This is a genomic window from Flavobacterium flavigenum (assembly GCF_027111255.2).
Taxonomy (GTDB): Bacteria; Bacteroidota; Bacteroidia; order Flavobacteriales; family Flavobacteriaceae; genus Flavobacterium; species Flavobacterium flavigenum.
Window position 1 is genome coordinate 57,290 of sequence record NZ_CP114285.2, and the last position, 17,846, is coordinate 75,135.

Annotated in this window: 11 protein-coding genes; 2 read left to right on the forward strand and 9 right to left on the reverse strand. The window is 34.7% G+C overall.

Annotation, left to right across the window (positions count from 1 at the left end; all coding sequences use genetic code 11):
- The first annotated feature begins 2 nt into the window (after positions 1-2).
- A complete protein-coding gene (locus OZP09_RS00290; RefSeq protein WP_269235892.1) occupies positions 3-692 on the forward strand; it encodes an SIMPL domain-containing protein in 690 nt (229 codons plus the stop codon).
- 252 nt (positions 693-944) lie between these two features.
- On the opposite strand, the gene OZP09_RS00295 is transcribed toward OZP09_RS00290, so the two are convergent.
- The 7 genes from OZP09_RS00295 to OZP09_RS00325 form a co-directional block, all read right to left on the reverse strand.
- Positions 945-3,755 carry a M16 family metallopeptidase gene (locus OZP09_RS00295; RefSeq protein ID WP_269235893.1) on the reverse strand — a complete coding sequence of 937 codons (2,811 nt, stop codon included), beginning with the start codon at positions 3,753-3,755 and terminating at the stop codon, positions 945-947.
- 112 nt (positions 3,756-3,867) lie between these two features.
- Complete coding sequence (locus tag OZP09_RS00300) at positions 3,868-6,129, reverse strand: Gldg family protein (protein ID WP_269235894.1); 2,262 nt, start codon at positions 6,127-6,129, stop codon at positions 3,868-3,870.
- Between the two features lie 10 nt (positions 6,130-6,139).
- A complete protein-coding gene (locus OZP09_RS00305; protein WP_269235895.1) occupies positions 6,140-7,087 on the reverse strand; it encodes an ABC transporter ATP-binding protein in 948 nt (315 codons plus the stop codon).
- 64 nt (positions 7,088-7,151) lie between these two features.
- Positions 7,152-8,522: a RagB/SusD family nutrient uptake outer membrane protein gene (locus OZP09_RS00310; RefSeq protein ID WP_269235896.1), complete on the reverse strand. Its 1,371-nt coding sequence runs from the start codon at positions 8,520-8,522 to the stop codon at positions 7,152-7,154.
- A gap of 11 nt (positions 8,523-8,533) precedes the next feature.
- The gene (locus OZP09_RS00315; RefSeq protein ID WP_281310063.1) at positions 8,534-11,911 is read right to left on the reverse strand and encodes a SusC/RagA family TonB-linked outer membrane protein; all 3,378 of its coding nucleotides are present in this window, start codon (positions 11,909-11,911) and stop codon (positions 8,534-8,536) included.
- A gap of 170 nt (positions 11,912-12,081) precedes the next feature.
- A complete protein-coding gene (locus OZP09_RS00320) occupies positions 12,082-13,125 on the reverse strand; it encodes a FecR family protein (RefSeq protein ID WP_281310064.1) in 1,044 nt (347 codons plus the stop codon).
- A 197-nt stretch (positions 13,126-13,322) separates the two neighbouring features.
- A complete protein-coding gene (locus OZP09_RS00325) occupies positions 13,323-13,913 on the reverse strand; it encodes an RNA polymerase sigma factor (protein WP_269235902.1) in 591 nt (196 codons plus the stop codon).
- A 470-nt stretch (positions 13,914-14,383) separates the two neighbouring features.
- Here OZP09_RS00325 and OZP09_RS00330 point away from each other — a divergent pair, with 470 nt between their 5' ends.
- Positions 14,384-15,361 carry a YheT family hydrolase gene (locus OZP09_RS00330; protein ID WP_281310065.1) on the forward strand — a complete coding sequence of 326 codons (978 nt, stop codon included), beginning with the start codon at positions 14,384-14,386 and terminating at the stop codon, positions 15,359-15,361.
- Between the two features lie 114 nt (positions 15,362-15,475).
- On the opposite strand, the gene OZP09_RS00335 is transcribed toward OZP09_RS00330, so the two are convergent.
- Positions 15,476-16,396, reverse strand: a complete 921-nt coding sequence (locus OZP09_RS00335; RefSeq protein WP_269235904.1) for a glycoside hydrolase family 16 protein — start codon at positions 16,394-16,396, stop codon at positions 15,476-15,478.
- A 45-nt stretch (positions 16,397-16,441) separates the two neighbouring features.
- The gene (locus OZP09_RS00340; protein WP_269235905.1) at positions 16,442-17,833 is read right to left on the reverse strand and encodes an endo-1,4-beta-xylanase; all 1,392 of its coding nucleotides are present in this window, start codon (positions 17,831-17,833) and stop codon (positions 16,442-16,444) included.
- Positions 17,834-17,846 lie beyond the last annotated feature (13 nt).

Consider the following 17,846-nt stretch of genomic DNA (forward strand, 5'->3'; position numbering starts at 1 on the left):
AAATGAAAAAACTAGTCTTATTTTTAACAATAACGTTTATGACAATGTCTTACGGCCAGGAAACAAAACAAATTCCCCAAATCAATGTTAACGGAGAAGGAAAAGTAAAAATTGTTCCGGATCAGGTTACGATATCTGCTACAGTTGAAACCAAAGGAAATAATGCTAAAGATGTCAAAAAACAAAATGACGAAAAAATCGACGCTGTTTTAAAATTCATCAAAAAAATGAATATTCCAACGGCTGATTTTAGAACAAAACAGGTTGCACTCAACCCGCAGTACGATTATGAAAAAAAGAAAACAAGCTACAATGCGGTTCAGACAGTAGAAATTCTGTTGAAAGATTTGTCTAAATATGATGAGTTGATGGAAGGACTGGTTCAGCAAGGCATTAATCGTATCGATAAAGTTTCTTTTGAGTCGTCTAAATTAGCACAGCATCAATCAGAAGCAAGAAAATTAGCGATGAAAGATGCTAAAGCAAAAGCAGAAGATTATGTTTCAGTGTTAGGACAAAAAATAGGGAAGGCTTTTGTTATTTCGGATAATTCACAAATATATCAGCCACAGCCTATGTACGCTTCCATGAGAATGAAGGAATCTGCAGATTCAGTTCCATCAAATGAGACAATGGCCATTGGAGAAATTGAAATCACTGCCAATGTAAGTGTTAGTTTTATTCTGGATTAAATTTTTACATCCAAACTTATATTATAAAATCCAAATACCAAATCATACTGGTGTTTGGATTTTTTTATTCCATTCTAACTTTATGAAGATTGATTTTAATAAGCATAGTGTCAACTTATTCATTAAAAAAAGCTTAATTAAAAATGAATAATTTTATCAGATGAGTTAGTTTAATATCCGTTTTTTTACAAGAAAGGCTGCCCGGAAAGGCAACCTTTAATGACTAATTAAAAAAAATGTATGCTAAAGTTCCTATTTTCCTGAAGTTTTTTCAGGATTCATAATCACTTCGACGCTACTTGAACTATCCAAAACGTGCTTACTAAACTGCTGAATAGTTTTTTGGTCAATTTTAGAAATTAAATTTTTATATTCTTCATCCTGTAAAAACGGAATCTGATTTAAACTGTTGTTGTAAAGAGTTGTATTCCAGAAAGAGTTGGTTTTTAATGATTCTTCGCGGTTTTTAAGAAGTGCTTTTTTAATATCTTCCAGATCATTTGCATTAACCGGAACTGTCTTCAAATCATTTAATTCTTTCCATACAATCTGCATTAATTTCTCCTGTTTGTCTGGATTACAATCAAAAGTTAATGCAAGACTGAATGTTGGTGAAGGAATTTGTTCCAGATTACCGCCAACGTTTACACCATAACTTCCGCCTTCTTCCTCGCGAATGGTCTGTAAAAAGCGTTTAGACAATAACTCACCAATGATGTACATCGTCATTGCATTTTCTTTGCTGTACTCGGTTTTACCAGTTAAATTCAGATAAACAGTTGCTTTTGGAACTTCCATTGGACGTGTGAAATGCACCACTGTTTTTCCTTTTTTAGGTTCGATATGATGATCAACGAAATTTTCTTTTACAGCCGGATTCGATTTTAAGTTTCCGACGTATTTCTGAATTAATTCTAACCCTGAGTCCGGAATATTTCCAACAAAAATAAACGTAAAATCAGCTGCATTTTTGATTCGGTCGCGGTAAATATTTTCTGCTTTTTTCAGATCAATCGTTTCAAGGAATTTTTCATTGAAAAGGAAAGTTCTTGGATTATGATTCGAATTTGCTAAATCAATAGAATCCTTAAAGGCGCTTCCGTTATCTTTTTTAATAGTTTCTAAACGGTTTTTATATTGCTCTTTTAAAATATTAAAAATGTTTGGATCAAAACGCGGCGCTTCAAAAGAAAGGTACATTAACTGCAGCATCGTTTCAAAATCGGCTTTGTTTGAACTTCCCTGAAATCCCTGTGTTTCGTCACCAATAAACGGAGCAGACTGGACTACTTTTCCGGTTAGTTTTTCTTTTAAACCAATAGTGTCAAAATTTCCTAAACCGGAAGATCTTGCAATTGTAGTTGCAATTTCGGCTGATGCTAAATCTTCTGTTTTTACTAAAGATTTACCTCCTTTTGAAAAAGCAGAAAAAACAATCTGATCCTGAGAATAGTTCGTTGGCAAAACAATTATTTTGGCATCATTTTCTAAAATATATCCTTTTGCATCTTTTATTCCGGCAACTTCAAATGTTTTTTTGATGGCAGCTGGTTTTAATTCTTTTTCGATCAAAGGCGCATTGTTTTCTTTTTTAGTGTAAGGTTCCAAAGACATGCTTTCTACCTTTTTCATCACATTGGTAACAGCTTCTCTTGTTGGTAAATTAGCTTTATCATCTTCAGATCCTGTTACCAAAACAACCTGATTAGTTGGTCTCTGGATTGTTTTAGCATAAGCGTTCAATTCTTCCATAGTGATGCTTTTAATGATTCCGACAATCAGTTTATAATCATCATCGGCAGAAAGAAACGGTTTTGCTTTCAGGAAATAATTGGTCAGTTTATCAGCCCAGCTTTCGTTATCGACTTTATCTTTATTGCTCAGAAAATCATCATATGAACTGATAAAAAGTTTTTTGGTGCGGTCTAATTCCACTTGTGCGGCACCAAATCGTCTCATACGTTCCGCTTCTGTGTAAGCTTCTTCAAAAGCTTCGGTTACTTTTCCTTTTTTGGCTGAAGCCGAAATATTAAATGAGGTATTTAATCTTGAAACCGGTTCAAAATAAGCCTTAATATTCAATGCTGAACCCTGATTTTTTAAAATTAATTCTTTGAAACGATTGTTTAGGATATTGGTATAAAAAGAGTTCATAACATTTTTTCGGGTAATAATACTGTCTTTCACCAAGGGTTCATCCAAAACATATTGCAGTGTAATTTCTGTAGAAGAAGCTTCTTTATCGGTTGCCGTTCCGAAATATAACTCATCATGATTTGGTATTTTTTCATACGTTCTAACTGCTGCTTTTTTAGCTAAAGGAATGCCCGAAAAGATGTTTTTTACTTTTTCCTCCATTAACTTAACATCAATATCGCCTACTATAATTACAGCCTGCAAATCGGGTCTGTACCATTTTTTATAGTAGTTTCGCAATTCTGCATATTTGAAATTATTGATGATATCTAAATCACCAATCACATCTCTTTTGCTATATTTTGAATTTTTATACAAAACCTGATCCGTCTGCATTTTTAGTCTGAAATCACTTGTACGTCTTGTTCTCCATTCTTCTCTGATGACACCTCTTTCGGCATCAATTTCTTCGTTGGTTAAAGACAAAGATCCGGACCAGTCGTGCAGAACCCAAAGGGTAGAGTCAATCAGTTTTTCATTAGTTACCGGAACTGTGCTGATGTTGTAAACGGTTTCATCCTGAGCGGTATAAGCATTAATGTCTTTACCGAACTTTACTCCATTTTTTTCCAGCATTTTAATGATGCCTTTTCCTTTAAAATGTTCGGTTCCGTTAAATGCCATGTGTTCCAGAAAGTGCGCGAGTCCGTTTTGGTTATCGTCTTCCAAAATGGCACCCACATTTTGAACGAAATAAAAACTAGCCCTGTCTTTTGGTTCTTCGTTATGCAGGATATAATAGGTTAAACCATTTTTTAATTTGCCGGTCGTAACATTTTTATCCAGCGGAATTGTGGTTTTGAATTGCGAAAATGCACCGTGAAAAGACAGCAGCAGAATCCCAAAGATGATATTTTTTTTAGTCATTTTTTTATTTTTTATCCAATGGTGGTCGTTAAAAAAGTAATTTGGGTATTTTTTGATTGGGGGACAAAAAACAAATCGAAAATCATTTCTAACGACACCAGTGGGGGTAATTTTATCTTCTATTTCTTCTAATCAATATGAAAGCACCGCTTAAAATGATCAGTAAAGGAAATAATGCAATAAATAGAATTTTGCCTATGAACACCTGATTTGAACTGACTGTAATCTTTTTATCGATTTTTCCAGGACGTGTCGTATCTATAGGGAATTCGTAATTAGTTAACCAGCTGAAAATGTCTGTCACAAACTGAAATGTTCCCGAACCACCCCTGCTTAACTCCGCATTTCCCATAAAATCGGCATCACCTGCCACAATTATTTTCTGCGATTTTCCATGGATAGTTCTCGTTAAAGCAACAACTAACGGAACTGATTTTTGAGAAGGCTGTTTTTTTAGTTCTTTCGGAAAAGAGGTAATACCCGTTTGAGATTCCCAGGTCGGCTGATGGTTTGTTTTTAATAATGGTGTTACTTTAAACCCTGTTTCTTTATCTGTTATAATACCGCTGCTTCCCAGAAACGGAATTGGATTATTAATTTTTGAAAGCTTAATTAAAGTAGTGTCAACATCTTTTTGAAGTTCTGTTACCAGAAAATCCGGTGAGTTGGTTTCGCTTTCCTGAATTAAGGCCTGTTTTGTAAAACTCAATCCTAATTTTTCTGTTATTGCTGCCAAAGCCGAATTCGTTTCAGGTTCTGCCAGAAGCATTATATTTTTGCCCTGATCGATGTACTTGGTAATTCGGTCAACAGCACCCTGGCTAAGCTGTGTTTTAGGATCCGCAAGTATTAAAATATCAGTATCGGCCGGAATATTTTGTGCGTTGATATCGACTGTAGCCACATCAAATCCCTGATTGATTAACGAATATCTGAACGTAATTTCATTAAAAGCGGTTTTGTAATTCTTATCTCCGATCTTGGAAATACTGCGTTCCATGTTTCCGGTTGTTAAAACTACTTTCGGAGCCTTTACCACCAATCGTTTTAAAGCTACAGAAATTTCTTTTTCACTAGGAGCTTTAAAAAAATCATCGTAGAATCTCAAAAATGTTTTTTTTCCATTGTATTCCACTGTTCTCACTACGCGATTCTGTTCTGGTCCAAGATCAATAATTTTCTTAATTTCAGCAGGATTGTATAATTTTTTTAGCTTCATATCCTGTGATTCAACCATTTTTTCAGCAAGCTGTTTGTCGCTTAATCCCGGATTTTGTCGATAAAGTTCTGCATTTGTAGAAGTATCATAATAATAGACATAGTTCATTTCAATTTGTGGAAGATAGCGTGTATATTTAGCAAAGCTGGCAATGTCTTCATTTTGAGAATATGGCATAGCCATATAATAATTTACATCAAGAATATTATCATAAGCCGTAATCTTAATCGGACCATTAATCTGCTTCACAATATCCAAGCTGTTTTGGGTAAGTGTCCTGTCTTTTGTTCGGGTCATATCATAGTAGAAAGTAAGGGCTGCCCTTGATGTAATGTAACCAAGTGATAATACGACAGTAATTAACAAACTGTATTTTAGGGTTCTTTTTGAAGCCGTTTGTGTGTCACGCCCAGTCTGTAGTTTATAGATACTCAATACAATAAAAAGACCGCTGACCAACACAAAATAAAGCACATCTTTACTGATAATCAAACCTTCAAGCATTTCATTTGCGCGTCCTGCGATAGATAAAAAATATGTAATGTCTTTTAGAATCTCAACATCCTGCCAAAGCTTACCAATGAAATTTAAACCTGCTAAAACGACCAAAGTGCTGATAGCAGCTACGACCTGGTATGACGTAAGACAGGACATAAAAAGTCCGATTGCGGCATAGGTGCAAACTAATAAATACAAGCCAATCAAACCTGAAATAGCAAATTTAACATCCAGGTTTTCAATAGAAAATCCGGCTATAATAACCTGTATACCCAAAATCGCAATAAAAAGCATACAATATGAAGCAATGGCGAGGTATTTTCCCAATACAATTTCTTTTATTTTAATGGGTGATGAAAGTAAAAGCTTGATAGAACCGCTGTTAATTTCACGGCTTACCAACCCCATTGTTAATAGTGGGACATACAAATACAGATAATTCTGCATTTCAGTAAAAAGTCCGCTGAATCCTGAAAATATAATCTGAGACAAGTTGTCCATTTCCTGCCCGATTTTTTGTGATCTTTCAAAACGTTCGATTGAGTCGAAGAATTTCCAACTGGACTGAATTGAAAATATGACTAAAACGACCCAGGCGACAGGAGAATAAAACATCGTGTTGAGTTCTGTTTTAGCAATTCTGTATATTGTTTTCATTTGTTTGTATTTAAGAAAGAATAGCGTTTTTAGAAGGTGCTTTTTTAGATAATTGGGCAAAAATTTCGTCAAGGGATACTTTTTCGAACTGGATTTCGCGTAATTTCCAGTTGTTAGAAACGCTCAGTGCTACGATTTTCTCTGCTATTTCCTGCGTTCCTGAAAAAGTAATTTGTACTTTTTTAGGAGAAAGATAAACAGCTTCTGTAATTTCTGAAATTTCTTTCAGGATATTAACCGCAGGCGGATTTTCAAAACTGGCGGTTAAAGTATTGGCTTCAATATAATTATTAAAAGCATCGAGTGTATCAGAGAAAACCATATGTCCGTTTTCAATCATTCTGATATCCTGGCATGTAGCCTGAACTTCAGAAAGAATGTGCGAAGAGAATATTACGGCCTTATCCTGAGCAATTTTTTTGATTAGGTTTCTCACTTCCAAAATCTGATTAGGGTCCAGTCCGTTTGTCGGTTCATCCAGAACAACAAGCTTCGGTTCATGGATAATGGCTTGGGCGATCCCCACACGCTGCCTGTACCCACCTGATAAGTTTTTGATTAGCCTGTGGCTGAAATGCGAAATACCGCATTTTTCTTTTGCTTTTTCGACCGCATTTCTCAAATCTTCTTTTTTTACCAGTCTTAGCTGTGCGCAGTGAATCAAGTATTCATCTACTGTTAAATCAAGGTGAAGAGGCGGTGTCTGCGGTAAAAAACCGATTAGTTTTTTAGCTTCGACAGGATTTTTCTTTAAATTGATTCCGTCAATGAATATATTTCCTTTGGTCTGGTTTAAAACGCCGCAGAGAATATTCATCGTGGTCGATTTTCCGGCTCCATTTGACCCTAAAAGGCCTAAAATCCTGTTTTCTTTGATTTCAAAACTGATATTTTGTATTGCCCAATCCTTACTGTATTGATGCGACAAGTCCTCAACTCTTACAATTGTTGTCTCCATAGTGTTTTTTAAATTGCAAGAATGTATTTTTTACTAAAACACATTCTTGCATCAATTTTAGTGTTTAATATCCTGAATTTTGTTTTAAGAAAGGATTAGAGCGAATAGCTTCTTCAGGTATTGGATATAAACGGTCAGTAGTTTTCCAGATTTTGTCTGGTAAAATAGACAGGGTTTCATCCAGTTTTCCGTTTCTTTTAAGATCCATCCATCTGTGCCCGTTTTCTGCAAAAAACTCACGTTGTCTTTCCAGCGCAATTAAATCCAGTAATTGATTAGGATCTGTTAAAGTAGTATTCCCAAGTAATGCTCTGTTTCGAATGACATTAATATCTTCCTGAGCTCCAGTAATATCATTTGATTTTACTCTGGCTTCGGCTCTTATCAAATATAACTCTGCCAATCTAAGTACTGTCGAGCGTTCTGAAAGCGAACTACCAAAATTAACTTTGTACTTATAGGGTGCAACTCCTAAAAATACCCCGCCTCTAAAAATATCAACTGTCCAATTGGTTTTCCTGTCATCGCCTTTTTCAAAAAGGGCATTTCCTTTTCTTAATAATGACCGGCCACCGGTTGTAAATACAAAAGCACCTTCATAAGTATAATTGACATTATAATAAGGTATTTGAAGAATAGATTCCTCATTGTCTGAAATAAATGGACTATTTGACTCACTCAAACCTGTAATTATTTTGTAGGTTCCCGTTTCGTTTAGTACTGCAGTAGCATGTGTAGCTGCATCAGTCCATTTTCCTAAATACAAATTTACTCGTGAAAGCATAGCCTCAGCAGCCCATTTTGTAGCTCTGATTCTTTGTTGTTGCTTATATTTTGAATAGTCCGTTGGAAGATCTTTTGAAGCATCAGTTAAATCAAGTATAATTTGTGCATAAACAGCTTCTTGAGAGGATTGCGGCAACAATGCAGAAACATCAATATTTGTAGTGAGTACTAATGGTACATCACCCCAAATATTGGTCAGGTAAAAATAACAATAGGCTCTTAAAAATTTTGCTTCTGCAATCCACTGTTTGCTTTTAACAGGATTGAGGGTAGTGCTTTTGCTCACTCCTTCAATAACATTATTAGCATTATAAATTGTTTTGTATAGTTCTGTCCACATTGAGCCTATGGTACTATCAATATTCTGGATTTCATTACTACTATAAACATTTGCAATGCCATTTTGGGGTATTAATTCGTCAGAAGTCTGTCCAAGAATGCTATGTACATTATTGTAGTAAAATGCGGTAACCATACTCTGATAAATTCCGTTTACAGCAGCCTCTGCTGTTGGATCTGAAATATATACAGTTTTAGATGATATTTCGTTAACAGGAATGTCGACATCCAGCATATCGTCACAGCCTGTAAGTCCTGCTAAAAGAAAAAACGAAAATATATAGGTATATTTAGTGAAAATATTTTTCATAATTTGTAGAATTAAAATGTAAACTGAGTTCCAAAAGTTATTGTACGTAATGGAGGCAATGCCAATCCTTGTGTTTCTGGATCAAGCCCTTTATATTTGGTAAAGGTTACTAAATTCTGCCCCTGAAGCGAAAGACGGATTGCTTTTATATATTTCTGAGTTCTTTCCTTTAGAGGAACCTGGTAAGAGGCATTTACATTTTTAAGTTTTATATAAGATGCATCGATCATAGTAGCATTTGACCCCATATAATCATAGAAGCCACTCTGATAACCTGAGCTTAGAACATTTCCTTGTGCCAAGTAATCTCTATACTCATCTATCTGAAAATTAGCATTACTATAAGGATATCCTGGCTGAGCACCCTGAGTAGCCATTAATGTTGTGCCATCCTGTTTTACGAATTGGAATAGAAAGTCAAGAGTAAAGGCTTTATAGCTAATTGTATTTGAGATACCGCCATAATATTTTGGATATACTGGACCATAATATTCTCTGTCCCCCACTTTTGTATCTGCTAATCCGCGGGAAATTTTTCCGTCCCCGTTTGCATCTTTAAATTGTGGTTCTCCATTAATATTGCCTGTATAAGTATATAAATATCGGCTGCCTAAAGGTCTGCCCACAACGTATTGAGAGTAATAGCTGGTAAATTCAATACCATCAAATTTGGCTAATTTATTTGAGTTAGTCGAAATATTAAAAGAAGTTGACCACGTTAAATCTTTGGTACGGATGTTTGTTGTACTTAAAGTGAATTCCCATCCTTGATTTTCAACTTGAGCAGGTAAATTTGCTGTATAAGTGGTAAATCCTGCTTGTGGACTAAGTGTATAATCGACTAATTGATTACTGGAACTATTTTTGTAATAAGCTGTAGTGAAAGAAATACGATCCTTAAGGAAACTTAAATCTAAAGCTGCTTCAAATTTCTTGGTAAGCCCCCATTTAATATTTGGATTGGCAATTTTGGTAGCCACCATAGAAGGATTTCCAAGACCATAAGTGCGTGCTTGATAAGTATCGGCATATCTGTAATTTCCAATCTCGTCGCTTCCAATTTCTCCATAGCTGGAGCGGATTTTACCAAAACTTAGCCATGAGTTGTCCTTTAAGAACTTTTCTTCGGTAAAAATCCATGCTCCTCCAACAGAACCAAAATTTCCATAACGGTTATTAGCACCAAATTTAGAAGAACCATCTCTTCTGAAGTTTACATTCAGAATGTATTTGTTTTCAATATTATAATTAAGTCTGCTGAAAAGAGAAATGTATTTGTATTCTGAACTTCCATTAGATGCAGATATTGTTCCTGCAGCTGCTACATTACCAATCAAATTATCAGAAGAATATTCTGAGGCACTTAAAAAAGCCGGCATTTCAGCTTTTCTGTCCTGCCACGATCCTCCAACAAGTGCTGTAAGGTTGCCTTTCCATAATTGGGTTGTATAATTAAGCTGAGGCTCTATGGTAAAATTATTGGTATTGTTTGTTGAAGTAGTGTAAGATCTATTTGTATCATATCCATTCGCTTCGTCATATACGTAGTTACTGGCAGACGCAGGCATAAACTGTTTTGTAAGCATTTGAGCCCTTCCGTATCCCAAATCTGTTTTAAAAGAAAGCCCTTTTACGATTTCATATTGAAGGGCTAAACTGGTAATTAAGTTAAGTCCTTTATCATCAACTCTTTTTCCTAACGCAGCAAGAGGATTAATATCACTAAAATAATCCGGAGACCAGTAATAACTGCCATCTGCATTATAAATTGGGCGGTTGGGAGCAGTGCCTACTGCATAAGTTGTGATATCAAAAAAAGGAAGCTGATTATGATCTGTTGATAAAAGGACAGATGCTCCTATTTTTAATTTTTTATCCAGTGTGCTGTGATTTAAATTAAAGTTTGTAGAGAATTTATCGTAGGTGAAATCTCCGGGTACAACAGTAGTTTCTTTATGGTAAGCGGCACTTAAAAGAAAGTTTGTGGTATCATTTCCACCTCTTAATGAACCTGAATAATTATTGAAATTTGCTGTACCACCTATCAATTTTTTCTGCCAGTTGGTGTATGCATTAGGATCCCAGTCTGTAATAGCAATACCGTTACTATCCACATTTGCAACATCACCATTATTGTCTAAGGCAGTTTGTAGCATATTCAGGTAAGCAGGGGTATCTAATGTTTTTATCATATGGGCTACTTCAGAGACCCCGGAGTTTGTCGTTATAGTAAATTCTGTTTTTCCAGCCTTTCCTTTTTTGGTTGTAATAAGTACAACACCATTAGCTCCTCTTGAACCATAAATGGCCGTAGCATCAGCGTCTTTAAGGATTTCAATACTTTCTATATCATTTGGATTCAGAATGTTTAATGGGCTTGTTCTTTTTTGTGCTCCCCTAACAACTTGCATATTTGCCTGACCTCCATCTTTTTGAGACTGTTCTTTTATATCATCACCTATATAAGGAACTCCGTCTATAATATAAAAGGGTAGGTTGTCTCCCTGAATAAAATTTCGACCACGTATACTAATATTCATATCGCTTCCTGCATATCCTGATGTCTGTGTAACAAAAACCCCCGGAGTTCTTCCTTGTAATGTTTGCAAAATGTTAGTTACCGGCTGTTTTTCAATATCTTCAGCTGTAATTTTAACTACAGATCCTGTATTTGTTCTTTTGGTAGTTGTCCCATAACCAATTACTACGATTTCATCAAGTTTAGCTAAATCTGGCTGCATTTTGATGGTAACTGTAGTTTGGTTTTCGACTGTAACATCTTGTGTTTTATACCCTAAGTAGGATATTCTGAGTACATGTTTTCCTGATGGTAATTCTATAGAGAATTGCCCATCGAAATCAGATACCCCATGCTTGTTACTTCCAACAAGAAAAACGCTCACCCCGGGTAGAGGAAATCCGTTTTCATCTAAAATTTTTCCGCTTAGGTAATAATTAGCTTCGGCTTTTGTCTCTTTGAGATTTTCTTTTTTATAAACAATAACATTTTGATCTACTTGTTTATAAACCAGATTACTGCCCTGAAATGCAGCATTTAAAATTTCACTTACTGATCTTCTCCCTTTTGGTGTACTAATTTTAGGGAAATTATTAATAAGCTGTGGCTGATAAGCGAACAGTAATCCCGTTTTATTTTCAATAGTTTTAAACAGGGTTTTAATATCCTGATTGTGAAGTTCAATATCAACAGATATCGTTTCTAAACTCTGACCACTCATTTCATTTGCAAATACCATAGGAGTACCGCACGTGAGTAAAAAAATGTAGAATAAACTGATGCGCATGATCATGATGGTTTTTTTTGAAAGCCCGAACAAAGAATTGTTCTTTTCACTTTCAAACATGGTTGTTTTAAAGCGTAATTTCATAAATTTGCTTGTTTTTAATGGTTACTGGTTTAATTATTAAGAATCGAGGCCATCTGGTGTAGGAGCTGGATGGCTTTTTTGTATTTATTATAGATTTTGGTTTTAAGGTTAATATTTATTTTATTTAGCTTTCTAAAGTAGGAGGTTTAGTCAGCCTTTTTCTTTTTTAATTATTCGCAGCCTTTTCCATCCAAAATGATGGTTCCGGTTTTGTTGTAACGATATTCTGTTTCAATAACACTCGAAATTACTTTTAAGACATGATCCAGATCTTCATCATTAAGGAAACTCGCGGTTATCCTGCAATTCCTGATTTTTTCATTCGATAATAAAATCTGTACTTTGTATTTCTGCGAAATTAAAGCAACAGCTTCTTCCATATTGATATCGTCCAGAATCAGGTAGTTGCTTTTCCATTCGGTTACAACGGCAGCACTTATTTTATTCTGTTCAAAACTTAAATTATTTTTATTTACTTTAATCTGCTGATTAGGAGTTATTATACCATATATTTTTTCTGCATCTCCAACCTGAACTTTACCTCTTGTCACCGTAACTTCTATATTTTTAGAAGAATCAAAAGCATTAATATTAAATGCAGTACCCAAAACTTTCGTCTGTACCTTGCCGGTATGTACGATGAAAGGCTTCTTTTCGTTTCTTTTGATGTCAAAAAAAGCTTCCCCGGTGAGGGTTACTTCACGCGTTTTGTTACCAAAAGAATTCTGTTCATATTTTAAGGTACTATTGTCGTTCAGTATAACCGTACTTCCATCTGGCAGACGAACCAATTGTTTTCCGCTAAAGTCTACCGAAGTATTTTCTGCAATTACAGGTTGCTCAGTAACGGGAATAGTATTTTCTGTTTTTGGTTTAAAAAACAGGCTGTTGCCAATCGCGATTAAAGCAATGATACTCGCTGCAGCGAAGAGCAGGCGCACGACCACCTTTTTATTGCTTCTTTGTGGTTCTAATGAAACCACTTTTTGGCTATTTTCTGAATCTGACAAAATCCTGTTGAGTATGTAATCGCTCTTTTCCTTGTCTAACAATTCAGAAGAAGGATTTTCCCTAAGCATCAAATCAATTTTTTCTTTTAAGAAGTCGTCATGATAATTCAGCTGGATCATTTCCATCAATTTCTGCTCATCAGAAACCGACAATTTATTCTTCAGATAGCTTTCAAATAATTCTTCGAATTTTTTTTGCTGCATGTCCTGTATATTAAGTTAGTGCTTATTTAAAATTTGAGGTTATTTTTTTAGTATACTAAAAGTAGGGGGTAGTACCTGTTTTTAGCATGTTTTTATTATAAAGACAGTTAAAAAAAGGGGAGGGAGTAGTTGAAAGTAAAAAAAAAGTAAAAAAATGGTAAAAAAATAGCAAAGGATGCCTTTTTGAAAGAAAATTTTTAAAGTCCGCTTTTTAAAAACAGAAGGACAGACAGGAACATATTCATATACGGACTAATCTTATGGCGTATGAATTTTAGAGCCTGAGCCATATGTTTTTTTACAGTTTCTGTAGAAATGCCTAAGTCTTCACCAATTTTCTGATGGCTCAATCCTTCCCATTTTGCCATTTTATAGATTTTTTGCTGCTGAGGGGGCAGTTGTTGCACTATTTTATTCAGGATTATATTGTACTGATCGTCTTTTATACCGTGATCTGTATCGCTTAATGTATCATTCGAAGTGATTTCTGTCATTAGGGTGCTTTCACGGGCAATTTTTTTGATTGTATTGAATATATGATTTCGTGAAATGATAAAAAGATAATTTTCAAAACTATCAATTTCTCCTAAATTCTGATGACTGAGCCATATTTTCAAAAAGACGTCCTGAACAGCTTCTTCAGACTGAATAACAGATTTGGTTATTCTTAATGCTGTTGCATAGACAATATGTTTATATTGATTGTATAACGCTGTAAATGCCAGTTCACTTCCCTGAGATAGCTCAAGAAGAAGTTTCTTTTGATCTGAACTGGAATTTGATGGCATGGTATTTAATTGTTTCTAATTGGCAATATTATTTATTTTTTTTGAAAGCTGTATATTTTATCTGAAATTATGGTGTAAAAATATCACTTTGACAATCTAGCCTCTTAATATTGAAATATCAAAAAAATAAATGCCTTAGTTTTGCGGAAGACTTAATGTAAGTAAAAAGTAGTATTGCGATATTGTAGGTTAAAACTTCTAATTTTTAAGAATATTGTATTTTGGAGTAAAAAATAAAAGCTTTTTTGATAAAAAATCATAAAGTTATAATCCTTTAATCAAAAAAAAAACATGTAAGTGTCCATATTAATATGATACGATTTTTAAAAAATAGATTTCAAATGCAGCTTAAAACTTAAACTTAAATCTATATTGTATAATTATTTTGAACTAAAATTTAAAGACAGTTTTTAACTACAATATTGATTGATTTCTTAGATTTGTATGAAGAATTGTAAAGACATTCTATCATGCCAATAATAGAACAATCACAGTATAATTTTCCTCCTGTTGTCCATCGCAACAGACATATTTCTACTATTTATGCCGCTTTGTTCAAAAAGTTTGAAGTTCCCGCATATACCAGGGAAAAATACGAACTGAATGACGGCGATTTTATCAATATAGATTTTATTATAAACGATCCTAATAAAGCAGTTATTTTATGTCACGGTCTGGAAGGTGATTCACGCAGGACTTATAATAATAGCTGTTCGGCATACTTTCAGCAAAAAGGATTTTCAGTTTTCGCCTGGAATAACCGTACTTGCGGAGGAGAAATGAACCGTCTTCCAAGACTTTATCATCATGGTGCGGTTGATGACCTTGATGAAGTGGTTCAGTTTGTTTTAAAAAAAGGATTCGAAGAGGTTTATCTGATTGGCTATTCTATGGGAGGAGTTCAGCTTTTGAATTATTTGGGCTGGACAAAAATTGATGAACGCATAAAAGCGGCTGTTTCGATTTCGGTACCCACTCATATAGCGACAAGTGCAGCTGTTCTTAAACAAGGTTTTAACAGGGTTTATTTAAAGAATTTTACAATAGATATTAAAAGAAAGCTTAAATACAAAGCTGCCCAGTTTCCTGATTTTATAAACAGCGATCAGATTGATAAAATTTCTTCTTTTGATGAAGTTGACCAGTATTTTACAGCGCCACTACACGGATTTGCAAGCCGGGATGAGTATTATGAGCGCGTTTCGCCTGAATTTTCCCTAAAAGACATTACCACTCCGGTTTTAATCATTAATTCGCTTGATGATCCTTTTTTAGGAGAAAGATGTTATCCAAGGGCTATAGCCCAAAATAGTAAATATGTTTATCTTGAAACCCCAAAATATGGTGGTCACTGCGCTTTTCCTATGCGAAATTCAACCTATTCTTATGCGGAGAAAAGAGCGTATGAGTTTTTCGAATCTTTAAGCCTTCAAATTTTTCAAGCCTGATATTAAAGTTTGGGTTTGAACGGAAGCTTTCAATTAGTTTAATATAAAGGCAAAATGGCCGAAATTGCTTTCGGCCATAATAAAGAATTATTTGTTATTGATAAACTAACATTTTTAGATTGGTCTTTTGTAAACGGTTACATCATCTACCCACATCATTACAGTCGAAAATAAGTTAATTTTATTCGGATCAATGAAGCTGGAATCTTTTGATCCCACATTCATATTAAAAACAATCGAATGTGCCCCAAAATTATTCAAATTTAGTTTAGCTGTACCACTGTTGGTATATGTGGCAACTGTAATGTTGTCAACCTTTATAGTTACTGTTACAACATTGTCTTTCATTTTCCAAAAGGATTCATATAAGTGCCATCCATTGTTTGCATTAATATTAAAACTACCGGGATAATTTCTTTCAGCTGAATTTCCCAATAAATTTGTTCCGACAGCTGTTCCATAAAAAAGATTTGAAGCAAAACGACTGGTATTTGGTGCAAAAGAATAGCCTTCCATAATATCGATTTCACCTTTGGTTGGCCATCCGTTCCCTTGTACAGTCCAGAAAGCAGGCCAGGCACCATAAGTTTCTGTGAAAGATTTGTAAGTTCCGCCGTCCATTGCCACCAATTTAATATTAGCAGAAAGCATATACTCTGTATTGTTTTCAGGCTTATACTGATAATTAGAGCTAATAAAGCCAGATCGATACTTGTTGGCACTCAATTTAGTAGTTTTGATTTCTAAACACTGTTTTCCGTCTCTCCATTGAGTTGTAGGTACCGAACTATGATAATCACAATAAGGCGAATTATAATCAGTACGTTGTTCTTTCGTCCATTGTGACAGATTTGAGCCTACATTAAAAGTATCTTCAAATTGTTTCACCCACGGCGCCGAAGCGACTTTACCTGTGCTTTTATTTGCATTTACATTTGCTAACTGGCTTTCTGATAAAGGAGCGGAATTGTCTGAACAGGATGCAAATCCTATTAGGTATGTCATTGCCAGGGATAATAAACTTAACTTTTTCATGATTTCTTTTTTTGGTTAATTATAGTAAAGTGTATGCTTTAAAACTTAATCTAAGCCTTCCAGGAATCCCGTATGAGCACTTTTAATAGTAAAATTTGCATCATATAACAGAGGCCAGTCATTACCTACATGGTTCAGTTCCGTGCTGTATGGAATCCAGGATTCATTATCTTTCATGCCCCAAATTGTTAAAGCATATTTATTGGCCGCAGGAAGTGCATTGTAAATTTGGACCATTTCTTTATATTTTGCTTTTTGTGCCAGTCTTCTTTCGTTGGTAAAAGTCGAAATATCATTAAATTGGTTTACCTGAATATCTAATTCAGATACATGGATTTTTAAACCTTTAGCGACAGCTTTATTAAGATCAGTTTCAATTTGAGCCTTTGTTGGGCTTAGATAAGTATTATGCATCTGATAACCCAGTCCATTAATTAGATTACTGGCTTTTAAATCATCTACGATGCTGAAAACTCTATTTTGCTTTGGAATATTAGTAGATGTGGCATAATCATTATAAAACAATAATAGATTTGTATCACCCGCTGCATTTGCTGCATTTCTGGCCCACTGAAAACAATCTTTAATATAATTTGGCCCCATTCGCTGAAGAAAAATAGTATTTCTCATAACACCGTTATTATCATCGGCTGCTTCATTTACAACGTCCCAGGATTTTACTTTACCAGCATAATGAGTAACAACATCTGTAATGTATTTTTTTACTTCTAATGCAAATTCTGCATCAGTACCTGCATAATTTTTTAACCATTCCGGTACCGAATTATGCCACACTAATGCATGACCATGTACATTAATGTTATTAGCATTTCCGTAAGCTACAATTTTATCAGCTACAGTCCAGTTATAAACACCGCTTGCCGTAGAAATCTGATCCATTTTCATTTCATATTCGGCAGAAATACTGCTGAATTCATTTTTTAAAATGATATCATACTGACTTCCATTAGTCAGTTGAAATGCTTTTACGGCCATACCAACAAAAAACGGATTGGCTAATTTATTTGCTTTTACCTTTAAAAAAGTTGGGTCTTCCGGAATACCGCTGAAACCAGTAGTTACGACGCTAATGACATTAGAATAATCTGAAATTTGTGCTTCATTTTTGGCTCTTACACGGTAATAATATTGTGTTCCTCCGGTTAAGCCTGACACAACGTCGTTCAAATCTGTAACTTCTTTTGAATTATAATTTGGCAGAAAAGAGTCAAAACTTTCGCTGGTCGAAACATCTAGCAAATAGCTTTTTGAGTGTGAAACGTAATACCATTTTGCTTTAAAACCATTATCGTTTACATCTTTTGGTGCAATAGCAATTGGCGTTTCTAAAACATCAGGGCTTTCGCTGTCATCTTTAGAGCAGGCATTTAAAAAAACGACAAAGCTCGTCAGCATTACTAAAAATTTAATTTTCATACTTTTTATTTAT

Excerpts from the sequence above, each read along its gene's own strand:
- OZP09_RS00290 (WP_269235892.1), top strand. The coding sequence starts at position 3 with ATGAAAAAACTAGTCTTATTTTTAACAATAACGTTTATGACAATGTCT.
- OZP09_RS00295 (WP_269235893.1), bottom strand. The coding sequence starts at position 3,755 with ATGACTAAAAAAAATATCATCTTTGGGATTCTGCTGCTGTCTTTTCAC.
- OZP09_RS00300 (WP_269235894.1), bottom strand. The coding sequence starts at position 6,129 with ATGAAAACAATATACAGAATTGCTAAAACAGAACTCAACACGATGTTT.
- OZP09_RS00305 (WP_269235895.1), bottom strand. The coding sequence starts at position 7,087 with ATGGAGACAACAATTGTAAGAGTTGAGGACTTGTCGCATCAATACAGT.
- OZP09_RS00310 (WP_269235896.1), bottom strand. The coding sequence starts at position 8,522 with ATGAAAAATATTTTCACTAAATATACCTATATATTTTCGTTTTTTCTT.
- OZP09_RS00315 (WP_281310063.1), bottom strand. The coding sequence starts at position 11,911 with ATGAAATTACGCTTTAAAACAACCATGTTTGAAAGTGAAAAGAACAAT.
- OZP09_RS00320 (WP_281310064.1), bottom strand. The coding sequence starts at position 13,125 with ATGCAGCAAAAAAAATTCGAAGAATTATTTGAAAGCTATCTGAAGAAT.
- OZP09_RS00325 (WP_269235902.1), bottom strand. The coding sequence starts at position 13,913 with ATGCCATCAAATTCCAGTTCAGATCAAAAGAAACTTCTTCTTGAGCTA.
- OZP09_RS00330 (WP_281310065.1), top strand. The coding sequence starts at position 14,384 with ATGCCAATAATAGAACAATCACAGTATAATTTTCCTCCTGTTGTCCAT.
- OZP09_RS00335 (WP_269235904.1), bottom strand. The coding sequence starts at position 16,396 with ATGAAAAAGTTAAGTTTATTATCCCTGGCAATGACATACCTAATAGGA.
- OZP09_RS00340 (WP_269235905.1), bottom strand. The coding sequence starts at position 17,833 with ATGAAAATTAAATTTTTAGTAATGCTGACGAGCTTTGTCGTTTTTTTA.